Origin of the sequence: Guptibacillus hwajinpoensis (assembly GCF_020171785.1) — a bacterium.
Taxonomy (GTDB): domain Bacteria; phylum Bacillota; class Bacilli; order Bacillales; family Guptibacillaceae; genus Guptibacillus; species Guptibacillus sedimenti.
The window spans coordinates 45,149-69,479 of sequence record NZ_JAIVAE010000012.1 but is presented as its reverse complement, the minus strand read 5'-3'; the positions used below and the strand labels follow the sequence as shown (position 1 = coordinate 69,479).

The following is a 24,331-nucleotide window of genomic DNA, read 5'->3' as shown; positions in this document are numbered from 1 at the left end:
AGAAAAAAGAGAAATGGTTCAAAGAACGCATTTCCCTTCTGTTACCTTACGTTATTTTGTTGCATTTTCACTAATCGGAGTCATCTTAGGTTTATAAAATGAACGATTATCAAGTGCAAAGACGCGCTCTGTAAATTCACCTGGCTCAACTTTATTGAGAGCTCGATCAAGCATATTCATTTTCGCATCAATGTTGTCAATCATATGCAAAATCTCTGCTTCCCGGATCATTGGAGGCTTTGGACTACCCCACTCTGCTTTCCCATGGTGACTCAAGATCAGATGTTGAAGAAGCATCACTTCTTCACCTTCGATTTCTAAATCCTTTGCTGCCTGACCGATTTCATTCACCATGATCGATATATGACCGAGCAGCTTTCCTTCATTCGTATAGCTTGCTGCAATCGATCCTGATAGCTCTACGACTTTTCCTAAATCATGTAGGATAATTCCGCCGTAAAGCAAATCTGTATCAAGAGATGGGTATAACTGAGATAAGGACTTAGCAATATCAAGCATGGAAACGACATGATAAGATAATCCCGAAACAAACTCATGATGATTTTTTGTTGCGGCTGGGAAGGTAAGAAAGTCATTTTGATGTTTTTTTACAAGATGACGGGTAATACGCTGAATGTTTGGATTACGCATTTCAAACACATACTGCGTGATTTTCTCCATAATTTCATTCACTTCAAGTGGAGCTGATTCAACAAAATCACTTACTTTCACCTGGTCCATATCTGTTGCAAGGCGAATGGCTTTAATTCTTAGTTGATTTCGTCCACGATAGTTTGTCACATCACCTTTCACCTTAATAATTTGTTGAGCATCAAAACTCTCTTCATCGTCAGAAGATGCGTCCCAAAGCTTAGCCTCAATATCCCCTGACTTGTCCTGTAAAATTAATGTAAGAAAAGGCTTTCCATTACTTGCTACGCCTTTCACTGATGATTTAATTAATAAGAAGTGATCGACTTGATCACCTACTCGGTAATGTCCGATTCCCTTGAATTCCTTCATCTTTCCACCTCCGGAGCAAAATGTATTTATCTAGTATAGCATAGCGCCTTACTCAGACCTTACGCTTTGTTTTTTCGGCATTATAATCGAAAAAACAACTCCCTGATCCAAATTGGTTACTTCTGCTATTCCGTTATGACGTTCCGCAATTTTTTTAACGATCGCAAGTCCGATTCCAAATTGTCCTTTATCACCTTTTTGAAACGGTTCAAACAATCTATCTTTTTCTACTTTTTGAAATGATAGTGGTTCACCATCATTGTAGACTTCTAATATAATGTGTCCTTCATCCTCACGAGCCATTAAGTGGATCTCACTCTTAGCATAGCGCAATGCGTTTTGAACAAGGTTGTCCATAGCCGTTAACATTTGTTCATGTATTGCCGTCAATTCAATCTGTTCCCCTGATATCGAAAATGTCACATCTTCCCTCTGATACATGAATCGTTCACGAAGTTCTTCAGCAAGGACCCCAAAGCGAAATGTTTCCCATTTTCCTTCGGGCTCATCAATTGAATCCAGCTTAATATACGTCAGCATCCCTTTTACACGCTGCTCCATCCGATCGGACTCATTTAAAATGACTGTCATCGTATTATCAAGTGAATCAGGCATGACGCCATCTTTAATAGACTGCGCATAGCTTTTGATGATCATAATCGGTGTTTTCAACTCATGAGAAGCATGTTGGATAAATGTTTTCTGTGCTTTATCATATCTCATTAAATTCTGCCTCATTGATTCAAACTGATTGGAAAGTTTCTGAAACTCCTCATCACCTTCCCATTTGAACGGCTCCTTCCAATTGCGGTTTGCAATTTGCTCAAAACGTTCCCCAAGTACGGTTAAAGGTCTTCGCAAATATTGCGCAATCCACGCTGCAGGAAAAAGGCTAAGGAACAAAGCAAAGAGTAAAATGATAATTAACCTCCACCAGAGGCGGTCAATCATTTGATTGCGATACGTATCCCACATATAAGAAATAAAGTACGCTTCTTGTCCATTCACATCTACTTTGGATATTACATAAAACAGGGATGCCTGGTTATTATACGTAAGTTCATACCGCCCTTTATCTTTCTTCTGATCGAGCGCATTTTTACGCATTTCAATAATAACTTCATCCGGAATTGGATCTCCTTGTAGTGGGCCACTATACAGCCTTGTAATCAATGTATGTCCCACTGACCGCTCAGCGTCTCTCCGCTCGATGAAATCTTGATCTGTTTGAGGTGGAAGTGGACCATCCTGATCAGGAAATGTATATCGTTGTTGCTCACTCTCAATAATCTGGTACGTTTCTTCTGTTAACGTTCCTTTAATAGAAAGGGGATAGATAACCGCAATCACGACGCCCACAAGCAGAACTAGAATCATAAAGGAGAGCCAAATCCGTTTCGTTAAATTCAGGCGAATCATGTGATTAACCGGTAACCAAGTCCATAAGACGTCTCAAGATTCATACGGGGCATTTTTTTTCGTACACGCCTAATCACATCATCAACAGCGCGATCTGATCCAACATAATCGTCTCCCCAAACGTGAACAAGAATTTGTTCTCTAGACAAGGTTTGATTAACGTGATCAACTAAGTAAAGAATTAAGTCCATTTCTTTCGTCGTTAATTCAACAGGCTCCCCTCGATCTAGTACTTTTCTTGAAACAGGATCAATTTCATATTCTACAATTTCAAATCGTTTTTGGGAAGATTGTTGATACACTCGCTTTAATAGCTTTTTGGCGCGAATAATTAGTTCTCTCGGCATGAAAGGCTTTGCAATATAATCATCACTTCCTAATTCAAGACCAACGATGCGATCAAGATCTTCATCTCTCGCTGAAATAAAGATAACCGGCACATCGTCCTCTGCCTTAATTTTTTTTAATAATTCATAACCATCAATTCCAGGAAGCATAATATCCAATATCCAAAGATGACAAGATTCGTGAATGCTTTCGAGCGCTTCTTCACCACTCAAAAAAGTTTTCACAACAAATCCTTCCTTTTCCATATACGTCTTTAAGATTTGGACTAGATTCTCTTCATCTTCAACCAAGTGTATTTTGTAAACTTCTTCCATAATATCACCTCATTAACTGATCTTTTTTATTTATCACATCAGATGAACGTTCAAGTACATGCATCTTGTCACTTATCCCAACCGTGGTAGCTGTATGGCATGTTAATAAAATAACTTGATGTTCTTTAGAAAACTCCTTAATAAATGCTTTCGCAAGATTGGTTCGTTTTTCATCAAAATTCACAAAAACATCATCTAGAAAAATGGGCATTTCTACTGCGGATATAGAAGCAAGTGCAAGTCTTATACACAAATATAATTGCTCAGCTGTTCCCCTACTTAATTCAGATGGCTTGTACGCTCGACCGCTCTTATGAACAACTCGAAAAGGTTCACCTTCTAAAGGTGGATAAATAGCGGTGTAGCGCTCATCTGTAATGTTCTTGAAGTATTCCTCCGCTTTCTTCATCACAGCCGGTAGGCGTTCCTCTTGATATCTTGCTTTCGCTTTTGTAAGAAGATCAGACGCTACTTTCATGACAGACCATCTTCTGGCATAAGCGTTGATCTCATCCTCTTTTTGCTGCCGTTGTAAAAGCAGCTCATCATACGTGCCGTCTTCTGTTAAAAGACGAATTTTTTCTTGCTCAGTAGCTACCTGCTTGTAAAGTGATTGCTGCTTCTCCAATATAGACGCTTCTTCCTGCTCTACTTGTTGACGCTGATCCTCTAATTCTTCCACGGTTGCAAATCTTACAGATGCATCCTCAGCGAGCTGAGAGGAAAGAGTAGCAAGTTGGTGATTTAGCTCTTTTGCTTCTTGGTGAGCTTTTCCTTTTGTTCGATAGGCCTCTTCGCCTTCTGTCTCTGCTAACAGCATTAGCCCCTTTATTTCCTCATTACATCTGTTTAATTTTGCAGAAACCTCATCATACTGCTCCTCAAGGGATGTTAACTTACTTTTCGCCATGTCAACTTTTTTCAAACTTTCTCTTTGTTCTTCCGCTTTTTGGAGTACGCGTTGAATCGCATTTTCAGGCGTTAGATCGTGTAAATTCACTTTGTCACATAAACGCTTCATTCTATCTTCGAATAAGGTTAAATGAGATTCAAGCTCCTCGATCTGCTTCTGCTTTTGATGGCGGTCCGTCTGCAGCTTCTTAATTGAAACCACCCTGTCAAATGCGTCTAGTAATGATGTAGAAGGCCAATTTTCTGGAAACGAATGACGTACACGCCACTCCTCCAATTCTTTATCAAGTTGATACCTCTCCGCTTCCCAAAGATCCACTTTTTCTGCAGCCTTCAAGTATGCGTGGTTAAGGCGATCAACTTGATCTTTTATTTGTTCAGCTTGTCGAGTCCACTCTCTCTCACGGATCAGTGCCTCATCTTGCAAGCCGCCTTTAGAGGCCTTAGTTGTGTAAGTCATAAGGATTGCTCCACCGAGAACAATAGCTGCTGCCACGAAACCAAGAAGCCAATTTTCAGCTAAACCTATCACAATCAGAAGTATGATGGCGACTACGATCATCTCAAATGGTCGCTTTTGGGTTGTAAAGCTTTCTCTTTCTCCCTTTTTATGCGTTTTCTCAGAAGCAATGCGTTCTTTTATGCGTTTATACTCATTTTCTTCTTTCTCAAGATCTTCTTTAGCTGTGAGGAATCCCTCATTAACGTATTGGTATTTCTGATTTGATTGCTGATAGGCTTCTGTGATTTGTTTTAAACTTTCACGCCCTGAAAACGACGTCTTCACAGGTATTACTTTTTCTTCAGTTTCTCCTAATTCCTGCAACTCTGATTCAAGTGTTTTCTCAAGTGATAAAAGTTCTTGCTTACGTCTTCTTCTTTCTTCTGTTCTTCCTCGATAAAGAATCATTTCTTCGTTCACAGAGGAAACTTCTTGTAAGAACGTTTTTGCATCAGGAAGAAGATGATTAGGATTAATTTCTGTTTGTAGACCCTGCTTTCTTTTCTTTAAACTTTCTAATTCCCCAGATAAAAGAACAGACTGTTCTTTCCATTTATCAAACCTCGCAAGTCCTTCCTCTGGAAAAGGATCAAACTCAGGTAGAGTTTCCAATAAATGATGAAGCTTCTGTTTCTGTTTTAGTAGAGGGAAGATTTGTTTCTCATAATCAAGCGTTCGCTGCTCAGATTGAAGTAATTGCAACCTTTCTGCATTGTCCTTCACTTGTGTTTCTAACTTCTCGACCTTCTCAATCAAATGGTTATAGCTCTCGTTTTTCTTCTCCCATTCGTTCGTCTTTTTCTTTAAAGACTCATAGCTTTCCAGTTTTTCATTAAGTTGTGGTTTTCTCCCACCTGGCTTAAAAATTTCGCCTTGCCACTTTTCAAAGTTCTTTTCAATGGCAAGTAAAGAAGCCCCACCGCTCATACCGGCTTCATATAATACTTGATTCCAACCTTCTTCATCATAGTATTGATAGTCATTTAGCGTTGTCAAATTGCAAAAGAAAATTTGTCTAAAGCTCGTTCGATTCATTCCCTTTAATAGGGCCTTTAAATCGTCACTATCTCCAAATGAGCCGTTCGAATAATAGATCACAACCTGTTCAGACGTGCGATCTTTCGTTCTTTCAACCCGAAACATTTCTCCATTATTTTCAACAGAAAGCACGCCTCCAAAACGCGGCAGTTGATTCATCTTATAGTTATTTTCTTGACGAGCCTGAAAGCCAAATAATACGTATTCGATAAACGCAATAAGCGTAGATTTCCCTGCTTCGTTCTCCCCAAATATAAGTTGCAATTCAGTTGAAATATCTTCGATTCGATCGTTTTCAAACTTTCCGAAACCATAGATTTCGATGCCTTTAAGTTTCATTACTCGCCATCTCCTTTTGAATCAATGAGGTAGGTGAGCAAGAGTTCTTCCGCTTCTTTTATTAACTGGCTTTCATCTTCTAGAGGATGAAGTGCCTTTCTCGCTCGTCTGTGGCTATAGAGAGGGGATATGGCTTCTTTCAGATCATTTTGCTCATAGTGGTCTGAAATAAAGAGAATGTCTTGTAAAAAGCCACTCTGCTCTTTTAAACTGTCCCGATCCCATGAAGGCATAGAATGCAAAGATAATTTGTACGGCCACACAAATCCGTTATCTTCCATGTCTCGGTTTAATTGGAGCGTCTGGAGAAGGTCATCTAATTGGTTTGCATACAGCAGATCTGTATGTAATGAACTTACCCCAATAAATTCAAAATTGATTAAATGCCCGCCTGTAGAGAAATTTTCCTCATTCAGTATTTCTTCACAAACGTTTAGAAGTTGCTCCATGGAATTGTATTTCCCAATATCAACAACTGGCCGATGCCATGTTACATCAGATGTTTGATGAAAAACCGTGACCGGATCAGCATCGCTTAACTTTACAAAATAACATCCCTTTTTGCCTCGTTCTTTAGAATGAGCCCCCTGGATGTTTCCGGGATACACGATCGGTGGATTTTCCAGTAACTCTGCCCGTTGATGAATATGACCAAGCGCCCAATAATCGAAGTTTTTTTCGATTAATTCACCTAACGTGAACGGGGCATAAGCAGAGTGCTCCGTCTGTCCTTCTAAATTTCCATGAAGCATCCCGATTTGGAAACTCTCTTCATCCGTCCTTTGGTAAGCACTTATCATCCGTTCATTCACATGACGAGTTGGATAACTAAATCCATGAATCCAGGCAACCGTTTTCTCTTTTTGTTTGAATGGAACAGCTTCCACTTCCTCACTGAAAAAGCAGCTTGATTCTGGCCAGGTTAAAGCAGCCCACTCTCCGTCCAGTGCATCATGATTTCCATGAGAAAGATAGCTATAGATCCCCGCTTCATCTAATCTCTTTAACTCTTGTAAGAGAACCATCTGTGTCTTTATGCTACGGTAGCTACTATCAAACAAATCTCCAACAAAAAGGACAAAATCGACACGTTGTTGAATAGCAAGATCAATGATAGCGCGCAAAGAGCGATAAGCACTTTCTCGAACAAATTCATGAATCGAAGTTGGTAATTGATTAGCACCGGTGAATGGTCTATCTAGATGTAGATCCGCACAGTGCAGAAAGGATACTTCTCTCATCACTCATCTCCCTTTCAAATGCTCTCTACCATTCATTTTACCATATCTAATCGAGCGCACGTTCGTACGCTTTCACATTCTTTTTTCACCTGCATTGAACACTTATGAGCCCAACCGATAAAGAATAAGACCCAGAGAACCATATCTCCGGGTCTGCTAACTTCTTTTCATTTGATGTTATTGTTCACGTTTCGATAACTTTAATGCTTTTCCAATGTCTTTTAATGAAGATGACTTTCCATACATGAGAACACCACCTCGGTAGACTTTCGCGCCCATAATCCCAAATAACACAATTGCTCCAACGAGCAACGTAAGGCTTAGAGCTACTTCCCAGAATGGAATCGAGAGCATGCCTACACGTAAAAACATGACGACCGGTGAAAAAAACGGGATATAGGATGAAATCGTGACAAATGTAGCAGATGGTGTACTTAGACCAAACATCGCGATAAAGAAGGCAATAATGATTAGAAGTTGCACTGGCATAATCATTTGCTGCACTTCTTCAGCCCTGCTTACAAGTGATCCAACCATGGCAAGGATCGTTGCATACAGCAAATACCCAAGCATAAAGAAAACAATTGCATAAACAATGAGCGAAGCTGAAATGTTACTAAAATCAAGAAATGAAAGAAAGCCTGTTTCGCTGAGACTATCCTCCTGCATCTGCATAAACAGATAACCACTCGCAATAATAATCGCGTATTGTGTTAAACCAAGCAAAGCAATTCCAAGAATTTTACCAAACATTTGCTTAACAGGAGAAACGCTTGAAATTAATATTTCCATCACTCGTGATGATTTTTCTGTCGCTACTTCCACTGCAACCATATTCCCATAAAAAATGACTGAAAAGTAGATGACGAATAAGAGAACATAAACAAAAACACGCGCTTGATTTAATTCGTCCTCTGTCTTTGCGCCTTTTTCTAAAGCCACTTTCTCAAATTGTACAGGCTGATCGATTTGATTAAGCTGCTCTTGGGTGACCCCAGCTTTTTCAGCTGCAACTGTATTCTTCATTTGCTGTAGAGCAGTTTCAAGTACTTGAGGCGTGACTTGCTCTGCCACCGTCTCTGCTTTATAAACTCCTGAAGGCTCCTCCGCTTCATTTTCTTCAAGAATCAAATAGCTGTCGAGCTCTCCCTGTTCAATCGCTTTCTCCGCTTCCTCTTCCGTTCCATCAAACTTCTCTAATACAATCTCAGCGTCCATCATATTGATCTGCTTTTCAAGTGATGAATAGAACGTTCCTGTATCAATCACTCCTACTCGATCAGACTCACTTGAATCAAACGTATTAATAATGGTTGAGATATTTGTAATTAAGAAGATCAACAGTAATGTCATAACCGTCGTAATAATAAACGCTTTAGATTTTAAGCGATTTAAATAGGTTTGAAAAAGAACGATGAAAAACTTATTCATACGCTGCACCCACCTTTTCAATGAAAATATCATTTAAAGATGGCTCTTCTAATTCAAACTTTCGAACAAACCCTTTCCTTGCTAACTCCTCTAAAATTGTCTGAGAAGCCTGTTCATTCTCAATCTGAACGACACTATGATTCACGCCTTGTTTCAAACGAAGTACCCCCTCCACATTTTTTAAAAAGGAGAGATCAAAATCTGCATCAATTCGAATGTTTTTTTTCCCATATGAACGCTTAATTTCTTTCAAATTTCCTGAAACGACTGCTTTTCCTTTATGTAAAATACAGAGATGCTCACAAAGTTCTTCCACATGCTCCATTCGATGACTGGAGAATAAAATCGTTGTGCCAGCTTTTTTCAAATCCAGAACAGCCTCTTTAAGCACTTCAACATTTACAGGATCCAGCCCACTAAATGGCTCATCTAGAATAAGCAACTCTGGTTTATGGATGACGCTAGCAATGAATTGAATTTTTTGCTGATTTCCTTTCGATAGTTCTTCTACTTTCTTGTCGAGGTATTCTGGTACTTTAAACCGCTCTAGCCAGCTTGTGATCTCTTTTTCAACCTCAGATTTCTTCATCCCCCGTAATTTACCAAGGTAAATTAATTGTTCTTTGACTTTCATCTTTGGATAAAGACCGCGTTCTTCAGGTAAGTAACCAATTAAATGACTAGAATCATAGGAGATTCTTTCTCCCTTCCAGCTAATTGTTCCTTTCGTTTGATCAATCAGTCTCAATAGCATCCGAAATGTCGTCGTTTTACCAGCTCCATTCCCACCGAGCAAACCAAAGATCTCATTTTCAGGAATGGAAAGATTCAGTTCCTCAACTGCCGTAAAGGCACCAAACTGTTTCGAAACATGTTGAAATTCGAGCATAACTTCCCCCTTTTAACTATTCATTACCTTTAAATGTCATGATAAGTATAACGTTTCATTTTCTTAAAAGATTCGTTTTTTCTGAAAAAAGTGACAACAAATTGTTCAATCGGTAAACTATTAGTAGGAGGGGATAACATGGAAAAATACATTATAACAGCATTTGAAAAAAGTGGCGCTACCGTTCTTGATGAAAGTTTTGAGGCGCAAGACGACAAGGAAGCTAAAAAAGTAGGCGAAGAGCTGTTGAAGCAAAAAGGATTTGAAAATCATACGGCCCGCGTCGTCTCATCTGCAGGAAAATTGATCGTCTTAAAAAGATAGCGTTATCATGAAAGAACCGCCCGTCCATAAAAGGACAGGCGGTTCTGTTTTATTATTTTAAGTTAATCCATACACTCTTTACTTCAGTGTAATTATTTAGAGCATAAGAACCCATTTCTCTTCCAATACCAGATTGCTTATAGCCACCAAACGGAGAAGCGGCGTCAAACGCATTATAGCAGTTCACCCATACCGTTCCAGCTTTTATTTTATTTGCAACATAATGAGCAGACTTCAGATTCTCTGTCCAGAGTCCGGCTGCGAGACCATAGTTCGAGTCATTTGCTCGTTCGATTACTTCATCCAAATCTTCAAACGGCATGGCAGCAACAACTGGTCCAAAAATTTCCTCTTTTGCGATGGTCATTTTATCATCAACGTCAGAGAAAATAGTAGGCTGGACATAATAGCCTTTATCATAAGGAACCTGTCCACCTGTCAGTAATTCTGCACCCTCATCCTGTCCTTTAGAAATATATTTCATGACTCGCTCATGCTGTTCGGCTGATACTAGTGGTCCCATTTCAGTATCTGGATCCAAACCTGCTCCCTGCTTGATCTTTTGACTATGGCTTACTAAGTCAGCCATCACATTATCATAAGCTTTCTTCTGTACAAAGAGTCTAGATCCAGCACAGCAGACCTGTCCCTGATTAAACATAATACCGCTTAATGCACCCGGTATTGCTTTTGACATGTCAGCATCAGGTAAGATAATATTTGGAGACTTTCCTCCGAGCTCAAGCGTAACGCGCTTCAAATCATTTGAAGCCTGATTCATTATATATTTCCCAACCTCAGTCGACCCAGTAAATGCAATTTTATCCACATTGGGATGTTTGACGAGTGCATCCCCTGCCGTCTCACCATATCCTGGTACAACGTTTACAACACCTTCAGGGAAACCAGCCTCTTCCATCAATTGAGCTAAGTAAAGCGCTGAAAGCGGCGTTTGCTCCGCAGGCTTAAGTACAACCGTACAACCAGTTGCAAGAGCAGCACCAAGCTTCCATGCTGCCATAAGTAGCGGGAAGTTCCACGGAATGATTTGTCCTACAACACCTAATGCTTCGTGACGTGTGTAGTTAAAGAACGGCCCGTTAACCGGAATGGTTTGTCCCATAATTTTAGTCGACCAGCCAGCATAGTAGCGGAAGTGCTCGATTGCGAGCGGAACATCCGCATTTTGCGTCTCACGTATTGGTTTACCATTATCAAGCGTATCAATCATCGCAAGCTCTTCTTTATTTTCTTCCATCAAATCAGCTAGCTTATAAATTAAGCGACTTCTAGCAGAGGCTGACATGCGAGACCAAGGTCCGCTATCAAAAGCTTTCCGAGCCGCCATCACTGCTTCATCAATATCGTCTTTCATTGCTTCACTAACTGTTGCCAGTACTTCACCTGTTGAGGGGTTTAGCGTATCAAATGTTCTACCTGATACCGAATCCTTCCATTGACCGTTAATATAAAGTTGCTTTGTGCCTTTCAGAAATTCCGTCACCTTTGGATTCAAGTCGAGTAATTTTTGCATACTATCCCTCCAGAATTCAAAATTATCAAACATTATACATATTAGCTGTTTTTTCGTGAAAGCCTTTTCATTTCAGGAAAATGATTCAAAAGTCGCACAAAAGACGCCTTCATTCCCTACTATTCGTCAGGGTTCGATGAAGGCGTCCGTAAACTTGAACTACCTTTTTAGTTGGACACGCATTTGCTTTCGAAAAACTTCTTTTACCATATAAGAAACGCCTTGTTGGTCATTTGATCGTGTTACCCAGTCGGCAAGTCTCTTTAATTCATACGAAGCATTCCCCATTGCCACGCCAAGACCCGCTTGACGAATCATTTCAGCATCACAATCTGCGTCACCGATTACTACCATTTCATCCACAGGCACTCCTAATTTCTCCCCTAAAATACGAAGTCCTTTCGCTTTAGAAACGCCTTTTGGAATGATGCCAAAATTACATTTTGTCGATCGAACAACGGATATCGAAGGAATGCGCTCCTCTAACATAAGACGTGCTTCCTCTCTTTCTTCTTCATTAAAGAAATGCGCATCAATTTTTGGAGGAGAGAGGTCTTTCTTTTCTAAATACTCACTTAGTGTTTCCACAAAGTTTACAGGATAAAATAATGGATCGCCTATACCTAGCGTCATCTTCGCTGATAAATAGTTATTATGCTTCACTCGATTTCCAACAGCTAGCCGTTCATGAATGATGCGAATATGGCAATCGAATTCCTCTAGAATATTAACAATCTTGTTAACATCTTCGTTTGAAATCCTTTCTTCATAAATTGGCTTTTCAACCTCTTCAGCAATAAAGGCGCCACTATGCGTAACGAGCATGACGTCATCTAACTTCACTGCCCTTGCAATTTTCTTAGCAGATGCAAAGTTACGACTCGTTGTGAGCGTGACGTATACTCCTTTCTCTCTCACATAACTAATGGCTTCCTTCGTTTCTTTGTCAATTTTATGATTAGATCTAAGTAAAGTTCCATCAATATCTAATGCTAGAAGTTGATAAACCATTCAAATCCCTCCTATATAGAAGTACTCCCTTCCCCACTTATCTCTATGACTCGTAAATCTTGTCTTATCACATTAAAATTCATGTAAAATCCCTCGTTCCAAAATTAGGCGTTTAGAAAAGGAAAAGCGTGGGAAGTTTTAATATGAAACTAGTATTATTACAAACGTATTACAATAACGGAGAGGGGTCTTAAACATATGACAAAGGGGAAAGAAAGAATCAGATTTGACTGCACAGGAGCATTTAGTGAGCCACATATTTATAAATGTTCAGAATGCGACCATGAATTTAGAGGGATCATTGCTAAAGATAAGAAAACGGATCACCAATTAAACTGTCCTCATTGTTCAGTAGAAGAAACAATCATTACACAACCGACTCAGTTCGAAGTCATCGGCGTTATTGAGAACGCTTCCTAAGCACTTATCCTTTTTATAGCTAATCCCATATTTTTGTGCTTATTCGAATGAAGCGTAAGTTTCACTCGAATAAACCCAAAATCAAGCACCGAACGCACGAGAGACAAAACATATAAAAAATCCGTTCATCTTAGGATGAACGGATTTTTTATTACTGCTGAATGTCTTCTTCAGGGCTACCGTAAAGGTCTTCTAGAGGCTTCGTTACGATTTTGTTAATGTCCTGAATTACCTGGCTCATGCGCTGTTCTTGCTGCATCAACTGGGAAATCACTTCATGTTGCTGCACAAGTTCAACTTGTTGTTGAGCTTTTTGAGCTTCTTCTTCTGTGATCTGTTGACCAGACATTTGCTTCTGTTGAAGCTCCATTTGCATGTTGCGGAAGTTATCAAAAAGTTTCTTTGATACTTCATCTTGGTTTACCTGATCGTATAATTCTTTAAGCTTCGTGTAGTCCTCATGCTCGCGCATTGCGCTTTCTAATTCGTATGCTACGTCGTAAAGATTTTTCTCTGCCATTGTATATACCTCCTTAGTAAGTGAGGATTATTTCGCTCTCATAACCCTATACTTCCCCACTATAACAAAGACTGAAACGAAATTCATCCCATAAGGGTAATGATTATGCCCTGGATCAACCCAATCAACCCTCCGAGTACTGCGCCAAGATACGTTATCATTTTAAATTCTCGTCTGGATATCGATAAAACCATTTCTTCGAGACGCCCTACAGAGAACGTCTCTACCTGACTTTTCACCACATCGGCAAGATGCAGTTGTTCCATGAGCGGCTGCAAATTCTGACTTAGGTACTGACCAGCTGCATCCACTATTCTTGGCACAAAGTCTTCAACAATACGCTGTTTATAAGGCTCTACTGCTTCTGATAGGCTTAAATTCATCACATGCTGAATTGGAAGTTCATCCACAATAAGGTTTGTTATTCCTTGCACGAGCTCTTCTGAATCGAATTTTTCTTCAAATGTCTCTAATTTCGTTTCTTTAAGCGATTGCCATTCTTTCTCCAGCATCGTGATGATAACATTTTGAATATCTTTTTGCTTCAAAAGACGAAGCAGCTCAGGTTGCACCTTATCGACTAATCTTGTATTCGTAAAAAACATATTAATCATACTTCCAAGCGTTCCACGGTCAGCAAGATAACGATCAATCATGACAGATAGTTTGTTCTTTCCTTCAGATGAAGCGATGTAGTCACTAATTTTCGTTAATATAAGATCCGCAATCGGTTCGATTGCACCATCAATTCTCTCCTGTGTTTTCTCTGGAAGAACCTCAGTTAATTCCTTGCTTTTTAAACTTACTAGTTTTGTTTCGATTTTCTTAGTAAGGTACGTGCTTGCTTTTAATCTTATTTCTTGCTCGGGATTCTCGAGATGAAGTCCTCGCTTTAAAAGATCCTCAATTTTTTCATCTGTCTCTAGTAATTTCAACACTTCTTTTTGTGCATACTCAATCATCGTACGCTTGAAAACAGGATCATTCATTTTTTGTTGAATTCCTTCAGCAGTTAAAAGGTGTTCAACAACCATTTTCCCAAGTTGCACTGCTAATTCATCTCTCCGCTTCGGAATGAGACCAGGAGTAAATGGAACTTTCCATTTACCTATGTGCCGAGCTTCATATGGTCTAAACAGCATTTTAATCGCTAATGAATTCGTGAATCCACCTATTACTGCGCCAATAGCGATCATAAAGAGGATTGTTATAATTATGGACGACATGATACCTCAACCTTTCTATCTTTCACGTTCACATAGTAAACTTCATCTTCATAGTATACGATATCCGCTATTGCCTATCCAGTTAAAGGAAGGTAATCAAGCAAAAAATGTTGAACGAGGGTCTTGAATGAAACTTGCTGAAAAAATTATTATACAACCAGAAAATTCAAGCTCTTCCCAGTCAAAACTTACGTTAACCATTCCAGAAAAAATCGCTACTAAATGGAAACTGACGGATTCTCCCCTTCCACTGCAATGTGGCGCGGTTGAAGTCAACGTTTCAATAAAGGTCTATCCTACACCATCAAGTCATACCGTATACTGTTCACCTGATCTACTCCGTTCCCTGTCACTGCCAGATCAAACCATTCCGATGACCATGAGCTTTTGTCATCAGAAACAAATACTCTCACTAGGTCCAATCTTCTGCCTTGCTCTTAATTCTTCTTCAAAAGCAGAGAATCTGTTTGGATCCTATACAGATTTTTGTAAGGAAGTTGCAGAGTATTGCGAGGAACACCATATTCTTTTCTACGTGTATACATTACAGCCTTGGAATGAAACAAAGGTATCTGGATTCATTTGGAATCAGCGAACATGGGTGGAAACGATACTGCCAATACCATCCGTTATCTATAATCGAATCCATTCTAGAAAACTTGAGAATTCTCATTTTATCAAACAATTGAAAGTCTATTGGCAACAACAGAAAATCCCCTATTTTAATGAGTCATTTCTTGATAAATGGGAGGTACATCAGAAACTCCTCTTATACGATGAGATCGTTCCATATCTTCCTGAAACGGTTCTTCTAGAAGGGTTTGATACGATTGAAATCATGATTACAAAACATCCTATCCTATATTTAAAACCGTTAAATGGAAGCCAGGGCAAACATATTTTTCGGATCAGTCAAAGTGATCACCTCTTTCATCTTGATTACTCTAGCTTCCATGGCAGTCAAACAATTTCATCTTCTGCCTTACCGAACCTCTACAAGACGATTCGCTTACGATCTAAATATATTCCCTACCTTATCCAACAAGGCATACCTCTCATCGATATTGACGGATGTCCTGTAGACTTCCGAATTCTATGTTTAAAAGGTATTGGTGGGAAATGGTCAGTTGTATCAGCTGTGTCGCGAGTTTCCCGAACAAATGAACAATTTGTTTCAAATATCGCACGTGGTGCTCTATTAAAAAAATTCCATGAAGGTCTCGCTCCTTTTGAAGATTCGATGAAAAGCCAACTAATGCGGATTATTCCTGAACTTGCTCTTGAAGTTTCACAAATCATTGATCGTGAGAGTGAAGGTTTATTTGGGGAGCTTGGAATCGACATGTCAGTGGATCAAGACGGTCATCCGTGGATAATTGAAGTAAACACAAAACCCTCAAAAACCTCAGATGGAACAACATCAAGTACCTACCGTCCGTCCGTAAAAGCGTTAATCCGTTTAGTACATTGGTATTCATCTTTATAGAAGGGGGAGATTATGACATCATTTGGTATTCTCCAACATTCACTTCATCATGAAATGGATTACGTCTCCAAATTAAGTGAAGCTGGATTAAATTTAGGTTTCGACATCTATCGATTTTCACCTAACCAGCATTCTTCCAATCACATACAGGGGCTAAAATACGAACCACTACAAAAAGATTGGGTGGAAACGAACTTTAAGGTGCCGGAATTTATCTATGATCGATGCTTTCATAGCGGAAACACCACAAAAAAAGAAACAGCTTTTATTAAATGGCTGAAAACCGAATCTAACGCCACTTTCCTAGGTCATGGGCTTCCAGGTAAGTGGGAGATATACAAACAATTAAAGAAAAGCCCTTTACTAAATCGACATCTACCACATTCGATAAAACTTCATCCTCACACGTGTGCTAAAGTACTATCTGATTTACTAACTGAACACAGCAAGATTATTCTAAAACCAATTATCGGTTCTCAGGGAAACGGTATCATGCTACTCACTCAAACCGAGGACCAGATTGGTGTTCAAATCAATCATAATGGGCGTATCTTTCATCATACTTATGATAAAACCAGTTCTTTACTAAAAATGATCAGGAACACTTTAAACCAGCGCGACTATATCGCACAGCAATGGCTTTCTTTGGTTGACCAAAACAATCAACCGTTTGATCGAAGAGTGGTCATGAAAAAAACCTCCCATACAACCTGGGAAGAAATCGGTCGGGCAACTCGTTTAGGAAATCCTGACTCTTTTGTATCAAACTTGCATAGCGGTGGCACCATTCAAACCGATCAAAAGCTTTTAATGTCAGAGTCTGTCTTTCATCATGCTGAGTCAATAATCAGCCGCCTTTCTCATTCCGTAGCTACTATTTTAGAAGAAACTTTTTCTCCATTGTTTGAACTTGGATTAGACTTCGGAATTGATCGATCAGGTAAAGTCTGGTTACTTGAAGCAAATTCAAAACCGGGGCATAAAGCCATTCGGTCGCATCAAGATTACTATACGATTCCATTTTACTATTGCCATTCGCTTATCAGCGAGAGGAAAGGGGTTAACTGCTATGGAGGCAATTCTTCCATTAAAAAAGGATAGTACTTCTCAAGGAAATTTCTATGTTCCAGCCACTCTGTTTAAGCGTTGGGTCGATCGCATTTCTTTTCCTAATCAGCTATGTTTTGGTTCTAGACGATCCTTTTGCACAGTCTCTCCTCATCCGGATAACAAAGAAGAGTACCTTCTCTCAGAAGATCTATGGAAGGTGCTGGGCGTGCCTTCAGAAACATCTGTGCATCTTTTTGAGAAGGGCAATTCACTCCATATCGGACCGTTAATTGGGATTTTCACAGCAGGTTTTACAAAGGATAGCATGAGACCGATCGGGGAAAGAAGTATGTATTTCGCTAAATTATTGTCAGCTACCTTGAAGTGTGGTGCTATTGGCTTTGCTTTTGGAGCGCATCACATTGATTGGAAAGCAGGAAGTATTAAAGGATTAATGTATAACAAACGAGGCTGGTATAGAGTAACCGTACCAATCCCAGATGTTGTTTACGACCGCCTTCCAAATCGAAGTTCAGCAAACATAGAACAAGTCAGTACGACAATGAAGAAACTTCAGTCGCAATATTTCACCCCGTGGTTTAATCCTGGATTTTTTGATAAGTGGACGATGTTCGAGAAATTAAGCACAGATGAAGCCGTAAAAGATTATTTACCTGAAACGGTTCTAAGTCCTAAAACAACGATTATCGCAAGCATGTTGAAAGAGTATGAGCAACTATATATTAAACCTGCCAACGGAAGTCTTGGTCTTGGCATTCAGCAAATCTTAAAACCAGCTAATGAAAAGTATTATTATTGCCGCTTCAGAACAGATAAAGAGAACCGACTTAGACGATATACATCACTAGCAAGGCTCCTCAAAACGCAGTACCCAAATGGAATGGAAGGTCTCATTGCTCAACAGGGAATTGATTTACATCGCATTCATCATCGTTCAATGGATTATCGCGTTCATACAAACAAAAACAAAGAGGGATACTGGGAAGTCAGTGCGATTGCTGCAAAAATCGCAGGCGCTGGAAGCCTAACGACTCACATGGCATCTAACGGAACGGTTAAAACAATTGGAGAGCTCACTTCTGAATATGGCGTAAAGAAGCAGGTAGAAACTGATTTAATGGCGGCTGCCCTTCAATTAAGTCGTGCGATAGATAAAAAAGTCTCTGGCTTTATTGGTGAAATTGGGTTTGATCTTGGTATTACAAAAGAAGGGAAAATTTATTTATTTGAAGCAAATTCAAAACCAGGTAGAGGTATTTTCTCCCATCCGAAATTAAAAGCAGAAGAAGCAAGAACGAGAATGTTACCGATCGAATATGCCATCTTTCTTGCACAATCGACAATCGAAAAGCAATTGGTTACGACAGTATGATTGAATTATTTTATAGTCATGCAAATAAACGCTGGTATCAGCAGAGCAGTTATCAATCCATTTACTGGGGGAAAGAGCCAAATAAGCTCTCTCCCTTTCCCTCTTTTGCTTCTTCTATTATGAAATTGCAGTCGTCCCATGATGCCATCAGACCTCTTGTCGGAATTCTTGCAGGTTCTAACCGTAAGCAGCACTTCAGTGGGAATGGCACGATATTCAAAGCCATTCAAAAAGAGCTCACTGATTCTGGCGGACTTTCTTACGTATTTACACCTGATGATATTCACTCATCGTTTATAACTGGTTATCTTTACGATCACTTTTCTCAAAAATGGACAGGTTATCGTTTCCCGTACCCTAACATTGTTTACAATCGGATTCCTGACCGCGTAGAAGAGAACTCCGATAAAGTGAACGCTTTTTTTAGCTTATTAAAGAAGAAAGGGATCCCATATTTTAATCGGTCATTTTTCCAAAAAGATCATGTACTTGCTCACTTATCAGCAAACGAAGAATTGTTACCTTTTATTCCAGAAACAGCACCTGTTACCGAATCAAATATAGAACAATTTCTCTTTACGCATCACTCCATATTTTTCAAACCAACTTCAGGTAGTAAAGGAAGAGGAATTTTTAAATTAAATAGAGTAAAGACTGGATTTCATTATATCGATCATGAAAGGAGTTATTTATTTTCAACTTTCTCCTTATTAAAAGAGCATCTTGCTACTCAAATTGGAGAATCGTACATCATGCAACGTAAAATTAAACTGGCAACCCATCAAGGAGAAGCTTATGATTTTCGAGTCCTTTTACAAAAACCGTTCAAAAGCTGGCAGGTCACAGGAATTGGAGTTCGTGCAGCTCCACCTAATGGACTAACAACCCACGTTCCAAAAGGTGGGCGTATTCTTCCGTTTCATAAGGTAGCCACTCAGGAAGATGAAGCGCGACTGACCGCGCTTGCGATTCGTACAGCTGAAGTTCTCGAAGAAAAAGAACAGATGCTCGAATGCTCTTTAGACATCGGAAAAGATCAAGATGGACAGCTATGGATTTTTGAAGCGAATGCAAAACCAATGCGTTTTGACGAACCATTGATTCATCAAGCCTTTATACGATCCCTCACCTCATCTTTTCGAACGTATTCAGCGTATTAACATCCTATGTTATGATGATAAAAAAGTGGACATGGGGGAATACAATGATTTCGCACTTTCAATATAAATCCGTTGGATCAAAAGTAAGAAAACCTAAATGGGAAGTATCTTTTTTTCACCAAGGAACGTATTACCGTACGCTATACCTTCATACTGGAGAATTCGAATGGTTCCAGCCCGCTCCACCCGATTCGGAACAAAACAAACTTCAGTCTCAAATTCATGAACTTATGCTTTTCCATGTATACGAACAAGATTCATAATCCTCATTCAGAGAACGCATACTATCCTTATTCGATGAAATAAGGAGATGAATCAGGTTGCCAACTAAAAAAACAGAAGACTCAATGTACGAAGGCCGCGATAAGTATGATATGGATATCGATCGTATGGTAAATGAAGGAATGGCTGGCGGGGCCGTTCATCAAAGTTACAAACAAGCACAAATTGAAGAAGCCATCCCCGTGATGGAACAAGAGCCACCCTATTCTAGCGTAGAAAAAAAAGATAAAGACAAACAGAAATAATGTAACCAAAGAACCTCTTGCATACGAAGAGGTTCTTTTCGATTCCTTCTCTATTAATTTGAAGCAGCTGATGCGTTATACTAGAGGATAACTGTACATTAGGAGGACCACTTATGAATGCAAAACTTGCCGATTTATATGGAAATGATTATGTCCTCACCTCCGAACAGCCCGATCTGTTCCATTGGTACAGAACCACTGATGGGGAAGAATTCGGGATTCGAAAAACTCGTCTTACGGGACGGGAGAAGGATCTTTTAAATGCCCTTTTCCCTTCCATACGCATACTAGATGATCGGATGAACGAGGTTCAAGTAAAATGGGCTTCTCTCCTTTTTGAAGATAATTCAAGCGTGGAACTTAACCTTCATTCACCTGTCCGGTATATTCATTTTTATTTAAAAGAAGCACCATCCGATCTTACTGATTTTATCGAGGCTATGACTGGATTGTTTTCTGATGAAACCGTGCTCTTGTTTGAAAATGAGAGGAAAGGCGTCCTCGTGCAAGCTAACGATATAGACGAACAAATCGTTCATGAACTCGAACAAACAGCTGCAGCCCTAACAGCCGACTTTTTTACTGGGATGTCTTTGTTTGTTGGTCAGACAATAAGTCATTCGGATAGCAGTCACTTAAAACGTGTTTATAAAGCCGAAAAAAAATGGTTTGCTACAGGAAGAGAGTTGATGCCTTCTCAAATGGTTTTCACACACGTGGACATTGTACCTGCTGTTCTGTTCAATGAAGCAAGTGAAGAAACCATTGATTACTTAATTAAACTTATGGAACCAATTCAACATGACTCTGAACTACTAAAAAGTATCCGGATTTATTTAGAATCAAACTTAAACATTACCCTTGCAGCAAAACAGCTATACGTACATAGAAATAGTCTTCAATATCGTGTTGATAAGTTTATTGAAAAAACGGGAATCGATGTTAAAAGCTTTCAAGGAGCTGTCATGGTTTACCTTTCTCTTCTTGCGATGGAACTGCGTTAATGGACGCAGTTTTTTTAGTGCGTACCTCCTTTCCTCTCACGTGTTTCGGTCAAAATGCACAAAACCTCACAACAAGTTTGTGCACGCTTACAATTTACGATAGCGTTTTCATAGAGTAGACTTAGAACTAGCAAAAGGAGTTCATTTCATAGGAGGCATTAACATGGCAGAGATCGCACTCAATCACATTTACAAAAGATATGATAACAAATTTGAGGCAGTGAAAGACTTTAACCTTGATATTAAAGATAAGGAATTTATCGTGTTTGTAGGACCTTCTGGTTGCGGTAAATCAACAACGCTTCGTATGATTGCCGGCCTTGAAGATATCTCAGATGGCGACCTTGTTATTGGTGATCGTCGCGTGAATGACGTAGCACCAAAAGATCGTGATATCGCAATGGTATTCCAAAACTATGCCCTTTATCCTCACATGAACGTATACGATAACATGGCTTTTGGTTTGAAACTGCGTAAGTTCGACAAAAAAGAAATTGAACGTCGCGTAACAGATGCTGCTCGTATTCTTGGTCTTGAAAGCCTGCTCGATCGTAAACCTAAAGCACTCTCAGGTGGTCAGCGTCAGCGTGTTGCACTAGGTCGTGCCATTGTACGTGATCCACAAGTATTCTTGATGGATGAGCCACTTTCTAACCTTGATGCCAAACTTCGTGTACAGATGCGTGCTGAAATCTCCAAGCTACACCAGCGCCTTCAAACGACTACAATTTACGTAACGCATGACCAAACGGAAGCGATGACGATGGCAACACGTATCGTGATTATGAAAGACGGGGTTATCCAACAGGTTGGTTCTCCAAAAGAAGTTTACGATGCACCTGACAACGTTTTTGTTGGCGGATTTATTGGATCCCCTGCCATGAACTTCTTCCGTGGTACTTTGCAAGATGGCTTCTTCAAACTAGGTGATGTTCAAGTAAAAGTTCCTGAAGGGAAAATGAAAGTCCTTCGTGATCAAGGATACTTGAACAAAGAAGTGATGCTTGGCATTCGTCCTGAAGATATTCATGATGAGCCAGTATTTATCGAATCTTCTCAAGATACAAAAGTAAATGCTGTCATTGATGTAGCTGAATTGATGGGAGCAGAAACTTACCTTTATTCCAAAGTTGCAGAACAAGACTTTGTAGCACGTGTTGACTCTCGTACCGATATTCAAAACGGTCAGAATATCAGCCTTGCGTTCGATATGAACAAATGCCATTTCTTTGATACTGAATCAGAACTTCGTATTCGTTAATAAAATGGCTAAAAAAGCTTCCTCTTACAGCGAGGAAGCTTTTTTATTTGTCTTTTTGCATGAAGCAGTAAATTAACGTCAATAATGTTTCTTGATTGACTTTAAGTCAAATGCTAACTACAATAAATTTATAATTCACATCAATTTTGTAGGAATTAAAAGGAGGACTTTATTTTGAATAAAAAATGGATGCTAGGGTTGGTACTTGCCTTAACACTTACTGTACTTGCTGCCTGCGGTAGCAATGATAATACAGAGAATAGCGAAGAAGGAAGTTCCAATGAAAAAGAAACGCTGTTAATTGGAACGGAAGCAACTTACCCACCATTTAGCTATCGTAACGACGATAATGAAATCACTGGTTACGACGTGGAAGTTGCCAGAGAAGTAGCCGAGCGCATTGGAATGAAAGCGGAATTCAAAGCAATTGAATGGAAAGGGCTTCTATCCTCACTTGAAACAGAACGTATTGATATGGTCGCCAATCAAGTAACCATTACGGATGATCGTAAAGAACAATTTGACTTTACAGAACCATATACTTATTCAGGTGGTCAGGTGATCGTTAATGAGAATAACGATGATATTAAAGGTATTGAAGATCTTGAAGGAAAAACCGTAGGAACAACCCAGGGAAGTAACTATGCCCAGGCTGCTGAAGAAGCTGGTGCTGAAACGAAAATCTACAAGGGCGCTAACCAGGTGTTAACAGATCTTAGTAACGAACGTAACATTGAAGCAGCGATGAATGATCGTCTCTTCATTTTAACGGAACTTCCTGAACAGGATTATAAAGTAAAAGGCGTTGGAGAAACATTCAACAAAACAGAAATGGCCTTTGCCCTACCAAAAGGAAACGAAGAGCTTATTGAAAAGATCAACGGTGCACTAAAAGAAATGAAAGAAGATGGAACGCTTGCTGACATCTCTAAAGAATATTTTAATGGAGAGAATGTAAGTGAGTGAGACAACTGATGTGTTAATAAATTCTTTGCCCTTTCTTCTGGAAGGGGCGAAGAATACACTTCTACTTAGTTTCTTTTCAATATTTGGTGCGCTATTAGTTGGTTTATTCATCGCTTTGTTACGTCTTTCAAAAAGCAAAATCGCATCTGGAATAGCGAAATTGTACGTCTCGTTCTTTAGAGGCACACCTCTTCTTATTCAATTATTTATTTTGTATTATGGTCTTGTTTCAGTGGATATTCAATTAACAGCCTGGCAGGCCGCCTACACTGGACTTATTTTACATTTTGGTGCTTATATTTCAGAGTCATTTCGCGCAGCTATCCTCTCCCTATCAAAGGGACAATGGGAAGCCGCAATGTCACTCGGTATGAAAAAATCGTTAATTTACAAAGAGGTTATCCTACCTCAAGCATGGAGAAGAGCCATTCCACCAGTGTGGAACTCTTTAATTGATATCGTTAAAGCCTCTTCTCTTGCTTCAGTACTTACGATTTCAGAATTAACCTATAACGCAGATCAAATTGCGGCATCAAACTTTAAAGTCTTACCAATCTTATTAACAGCAGCCTTCATCTACTGGTTCTTTACGACAATCCTTAATCTCATCCAAAGTTTTCTTGAGAAAAAATTGTATATTCCATCCTCTTAATAAGATAAAGAGCTGCCCAAACCGGCAGCTCTTTGCTATGTAATCCATTCTTCAATTAAATAGACGTCATTCCATCCGCACGTTGGACAAGATAGAAGATGGGGACATTCATGCGCTTTGCTTTTATATCCGTCCGCTTTTTTCATTGATTCAATAGGCTCATACGCACTATATTCATCATAATACTCCGCTTCCCTTCCCTTATCCGTTAACTTACCTTCACATACTTGACAAACAAGCTCAATAGCAGCAAAGCTATTACAGAGCGGACATTCAAAAGACATAAAGCCTCCTCCTTCTATGGATAAATCACGTAAGAAGGGATGGACGAATCCACCCCT

The 24,331-nt window shown here is 39.5% G+C and carries 24 protein-coding genes; 12 read left to right on the top strand and 12 right to left on the bottom strand.

The genetic code is table 11. The features are described from left to right. Positions 1 to 51: 51 nt before the first annotated feature. The 7 genes from yhaM to LCL91_RS17290 form a co-directional block, all read right to left on the bottom strand. A complete protein-coding gene (gene yhaM, locus LCL91_RS17320) occupies positions 52 to 1,023 on the bottom strand; it encodes a 3'-5' exoribonuclease YhaM (protein WP_224884143.1) in 972 nt (323 codons plus the stop codon). Between the two features lie 48 nt (positions 1,024 to 1,071). After that, complete coding sequence (locus LCL91_RS17315) at positions 1,072 to 2,442, bottom strand: sensor histidine kinase (RefSeq protein ID WP_224884140.1); 1,371 nt, start codon at positions 2,440 to 2,442, stop codon at positions 1,072 to 1,074. Continuing rightward, complete coding sequence (locus tag LCL91_RS17310; RefSeq protein WP_159781125.1) at positions 2,439 to 3,104, bottom strand: response regulator transcription factor; 666 nt, start codon at positions 3,102 to 3,104, stop codon at positions 2,439 to 2,441. The genes LCL91_RS17315 and LCL91_RS17310 overlap by 4 nt, the downstream gene beginning before the upstream one ends. Positions 3,105 to 3,108: 4 nt before the next feature. Further along, positions 3,109 to 5,895, bottom strand: a complete 2,787-nt coding sequence (locus tag LCL91_RS17305) for an ATP-binding protein (RefSeq protein ID WP_224884138.1) — start codon at positions 5,893 to 5,895, stop codon at positions 3,109 to 3,111. Beyond that, the gene (locus LCL91_RS17300) at positions 5,895 to 7,136 is read right to left on the bottom strand and encodes a metallophosphoesterase family protein (RefSeq protein WP_224884136.1); all 1,242 of its coding nucleotides are present in this window, start codon (positions 7,134 to 7,136) and stop codon (positions 5,895 to 5,897) included. Before LCL91_RS17300 ends, LCL91_RS17305 begins: the two co-directional genes overlap by 1 nt. 177 nt (positions 7,137 to 7,313) lie before the next feature. Next, complete coding sequence (locus LCL91_RS17295) at positions 7,314 to 8,567, bottom strand: ABC transporter permease (protein ID WP_224884134.1); 1,254 nt, start codon at positions 8,565 to 8,567, stop codon at positions 7,314 to 7,316. Then, positions 8,560 to 9,456 (bottom strand): ABC transporter ATP-binding protein, encoded by an 897-nt coding sequence (locus tag LCL91_RS17290; RefSeq protein WP_224884132.1) that lies wholly within the window; start codon positions 9,454 to 9,456, stop codon positions 8,560 to 8,562. Before LCL91_RS17290 ends, LCL91_RS17295 begins: the two co-directional genes overlap by 8 nt. Before the next feature lie 138 nt (positions 9,457 to 9,594). Here LCL91_RS17290 and LCL91_RS17285 point away from each other — a divergent pair, with 138 nt between their 5' ends. After that, positions 9,595 to 9,780, top strand: a complete 186-nt coding sequence (locus LCL91_RS17285) for a YhzD family protein (RefSeq protein WP_098446420.1) — start codon at positions 9,595 to 9,597, stop codon at positions 9,778 to 9,780. Between the two features lie 52 nt (positions 9,781 to 9,832). Here the strand turns inward: LCL91_RS17285 and LCL91_RS17280 are convergent, their stop codons facing one another. Continuing rightward, positions 9,833 to 11,314 carry an aldehyde dehydrogenase family protein gene (locus tag LCL91_RS17280; RefSeq protein WP_224884130.1) on the bottom strand — a complete coding sequence of 494 codons (1,482 nt, stop codon included), beginning with the start codon at positions 11,312 to 11,314 and terminating at the stop codon, positions 9,833 to 9,835. 159 nt (positions 11,315 to 11,473) lie between these two features. Then, the gene (locus tag LCL91_RS17275) at positions 11,474 to 12,325 is read right to left on the bottom strand and encodes a Cof-type HAD-IIB family hydrolase (protein ID WP_224884128.1); all 852 of its coding nucleotides are present in this window, start codon (positions 12,323 to 12,325) and stop codon (positions 11,474 to 11,476) included. A gap of 198 nt (positions 12,326 to 12,523) precedes the next feature. Here LCL91_RS17275 and LCL91_RS17270 point away from each other — a divergent pair, with 198 nt between their 5' ends. Next, on the top strand, positions 12,524 to 12,745 hold the full coding sequence (locus LCL91_RS17270) for a hypothetical protein (RefSeq protein ID WP_224884126.1): 222 nt from the start codon (positions 12,524 to 12,526) through the stop codon (positions 12,743 to 12,745). Positions 12,746 to 12,896: 151 nt separating this feature from the next. Here LCL91_RS17270 and LCL91_RS17265 read toward each other — a convergent pair whose 3' ends face one another. Beyond that, complete coding sequence (locus tag LCL91_RS17265; protein ID WP_159781116.1) at positions 12,897 to 13,265, bottom strand: YlbF family regulator; 369 nt, start codon at positions 13,263 to 13,265, stop codon at positions 12,897 to 12,899. Between the two features lie 83 nt (positions 13,266 to 13,348). Then, the gene (locus LCL91_RS17260; protein ID WP_224884124.1) at positions 13,349 to 14,491 is read right to left on the bottom strand and encodes a DUF445 domain-containing protein; all 1,143 of its coding nucleotides are present in this window, start codon (positions 14,489 to 14,491) and stop codon (positions 13,349 to 13,351) included. A gap of 127 nt (positions 14,492 to 14,618) precedes the next feature. On the opposite strand from LCL91_RS17260, the gene LCL91_RS17255 reads away from it, so the two are divergent. The 10 genes from LCL91_RS17255 to LCL91_RS17210 all read left to right on the top strand — a co-directional run bounded on the left by LCL91_RS17255 (position 14,619) and on the right by LCL91_RS17210 (position 23,990). Beyond that, entirely contained in the window at positions 14,619 to 15,977 is a 1,359-nt protein-coding gene (locus LCL91_RS17255) for a YheC/YheD family protein (protein WP_224884122.1), read from the top strand. Between the two features lie 12 nt (positions 15,978 to 15,989). After that, on the top strand, positions 15,990 to 17,078 hold the full coding sequence (locus tag LCL91_RS17250) for a YheC/YheD family protein (RefSeq protein WP_224884120.1): 1,089 nt from the start codon (positions 15,990 to 15,992) through the stop codon (positions 17,076 to 17,078). After that, positions 17,047 to 18,420, top strand: a complete 1,374-nt coding sequence (locus tag LCL91_RS17245) for a YheC/YheD family protein (protein WP_224884118.1) — start codon at positions 17,047 to 17,049, stop codon at positions 18,418 to 18,420. Before LCL91_RS17250 ends, LCL91_RS17245 begins: the two co-directional genes overlap by 32 nt. After that, complete coding sequence (locus tag LCL91_RS17240; RefSeq protein WP_224884116.1) at positions 18,417 to 19,580, top strand: YheC/YheD family protein; 1,164 nt, start codon at positions 18,417 to 18,419, stop codon at positions 19,578 to 19,580. The genes LCL91_RS17245 and LCL91_RS17240 overlap by 4 nt, the downstream gene beginning before the upstream one ends. A gap of 44 nt (positions 19,581 to 19,624) precedes the next feature. Then, positions 19,625 to 19,843 carry a DUF5342 family protein gene (locus LCL91_RS17235; protein WP_224884113.1) on the top strand — a complete coding sequence of 73 codons (219 nt, stop codon included), beginning with the start codon at positions 19,625 to 19,627 and terminating at the stop codon, positions 19,841 to 19,843. A gap of 84 nt (positions 19,844 to 19,927) precedes the next feature. Next, positions 19,928 to 20,107 carry a hypothetical protein gene (locus LCL91_RS17230; RefSeq protein ID WP_224884232.1) on the top strand — a complete coding sequence of 60 codons (180 nt, stop codon included), beginning with the start codon at positions 19,928 to 19,930 and terminating at the stop codon, positions 20,105 to 20,107. A gap of 113 nt (positions 20,108 to 20,220) precedes the next feature. Continuing rightward, positions 20,221 to 21,111, top strand: coding sequence for a PucR family transcriptional regulator (locus tag LCL91_RS17225; RefSeq protein WP_224884111.1), 891 nt, complete (start codon positions 20,221 to 20,223; stop codon positions 21,109 to 21,111). Between the two features lie 163 nt (positions 21,112 to 21,274). After that, positions 21,275 to 22,372, top strand: a complete 1,098-nt coding sequence (locus LCL91_RS17220; protein ID WP_224884109.1) for an ABC transporter ATP-binding protein — start codon at positions 21,275 to 21,277, stop codon at positions 22,370 to 22,372. Positions 22,373 to 22,546: 174 nt separating this feature from the next. Further along, positions 22,547 to 23,338: a transporter substrate-binding domain-containing protein gene (locus LCL91_RS17215; protein ID WP_224884107.1), complete on the top strand. Its 792-nt coding sequence runs from the start codon at positions 22,547 to 22,549 to the stop codon at positions 23,336 to 23,338. Beyond that, the gene (locus tag LCL91_RS17210; RefSeq protein ID WP_224884105.1) at positions 23,331 to 23,990 is read left to right on the top strand and encodes an amino acid ABC transporter permease; all 660 of its coding nucleotides are present in this window, start codon (positions 23,331 to 23,333) and stop codon (positions 23,988 to 23,990) included. Before LCL91_RS17215 ends, LCL91_RS17210 begins: the two co-directional genes overlap by 8 nt. 35 nt (positions 23,991 to 24,025) lie before the next feature. Here the strand turns inward: LCL91_RS17210 and LCL91_RS17205 are convergent, their stop codons facing one another. Then, positions 24,026 to 24,274 carry a hypothetical protein gene (locus LCL91_RS17205; protein ID WP_224884103.1) on the bottom strand — a complete coding sequence of 83 codons (249 nt, stop codon included), beginning with the start codon at positions 24,272 to 24,274 and terminating at the stop codon, positions 24,026 to 24,028. Between the last annotated feature and the right edge of the window lie 57 nt (positions 24,275 to 24,331).

Bases quoted from the DNA above. Each gene is read 5' to 3' on its own strand.
- LCL91_RS17280 (WP_224884130.1), bottom strand. From the start codon at position 11,314: ATGCAAAAATTACTCGACTTGAATCCAAAGGTGACGGAATTTCTGAAA.
- LCL91_RS17230 (WP_224884232.1), top strand. From the start codon at position 19,928: ATGTACGAAGGCCGCGATAAGTATGATATGGATATCGATCGTATGGTA.
- LCL91_RS17205 (WP_224884103.1), bottom strand. From the start codon at position 24,274: ATGTCTTTTGAATGTCCGCTCTGTAATAGCTTTGCTGCTATTGAGCTT.
- LCL91_RS17285 (WP_098446420.1), top strand. From the start codon at position 9,595: ATGGAAAAATACATTATAACAGCATTTGAAAAAAGTGGCGCTACCGTT.
- LCL91_RS17240 (WP_224884116.1), top strand. From the start codon at position 18,417: ATGATTGAATTATTTTATAGTCATGCAAATAAACGCTGGTATCAGCAG.
- LCL91_RS17250 (WP_224884120.1), top strand. From the start codon at position 15,990: ATGACATCATTTGGTATTCTCCAACATTCACTTCATCATGAAATGGAT.
- LCL91_RS17295 (WP_224884134.1), bottom strand. From the start codon at position 8,567: ATGAATAAGTTTTTCATCGTTCTTTTTCAAACCTATTTAAATCGCTTA.
- LCL91_RS17310 (WP_159781125.1), bottom strand. From the start codon at position 3,104: ATGGAAGAAGTTTACAAAATACACTTGGTTGAAGATGAAGAGAATCTA.
- LCL91_RS17315 (WP_224884140.1), bottom strand. From the start codon at position 2,442: ATGATTCGCCTGAATTTAACGAAACGGATTTGGCTCTCCTTTATGATT.
- LCL91_RS17255 (WP_224884122.1), top strand. From the start codon at position 14,619: ATGAAACTTGCTGAAAAAATTATTATACAACCAGAAAATTCAAGCTCT.
- LCL91_RS17275 (WP_224884128.1), bottom strand. From the start codon at position 12,325: ATGGTTTATCAACTTCTAGCATTAGATATTGATGGAACTTTACTTAGA.
- LCL91_RS17235 (WP_224884113.1), top strand. From the start codon at position 19,625: ATGATTTCGCACTTTCAATATAAATCCGTTGGATCAAAAGTAAGAAAA.
- LCL91_RS17300 (WP_224884136.1), bottom strand. From the start codon at position 7,136: ATGAGAGAAGTATCCTTTCTGCACTGTGCGGATCTACATCTAGATAGA.
- yhaM (WP_224884143.1), bottom strand. From the start codon at position 1,023: ATGAAGGAATTCAAGGGAATCGGACATTACCGAGTAGGTGATCAAGTC.
- LCL91_RS17290 (WP_224884132.1), bottom strand. From the start codon at position 9,456: ATGCTCGAATTTCAACATGTTTCGAAACAGTTTGGTGCCTTTACGGCA.
- LCL91_RS17270 (WP_224884126.1), top strand. From the start codon at position 12,524: ATGACAAAGGGGAAAGAAAGAATCAGATTTGACTGCACAGGAGCATTT.
- LCL91_RS17305 (WP_224884138.1), bottom strand. From the start codon at position 5,895: ATGAAACTTAAAGGCATCGAAATCTATGGTTTCGGAAAGTTTGAAAAC.
- LCL91_RS17225 (WP_224884111.1), top strand. From the start codon at position 20,221: ATGAATGCAAAACTTGCCGATTTATATGGAAATGATTATGTCCTCACC.
- LCL91_RS17245 (WP_224884118.1), top strand. From the start codon at position 17,047: ATGGAGGCAATTCTTCCATTAAAAAAGGATAGTACTTCTCAAGGAAAT.
- LCL91_RS17260 (WP_224884124.1), bottom strand. From the start codon at position 14,491: ATGTCGTCCATAATTATAACAATCCTCTTTATGATCGCTATTGGCGCA.
- LCL91_RS17265 (WP_159781116.1), bottom strand. From the start codon at position 13,265: ATGGCAGAGAAAAATCTTTACGACGTAGCATACGAATTAGAAAGCGCA.
- LCL91_RS17220 (WP_224884109.1), top strand. From the start codon at position 21,275: ATGGCAGAGATCGCACTCAATCACATTTACAAAAGATATGATAACAAA.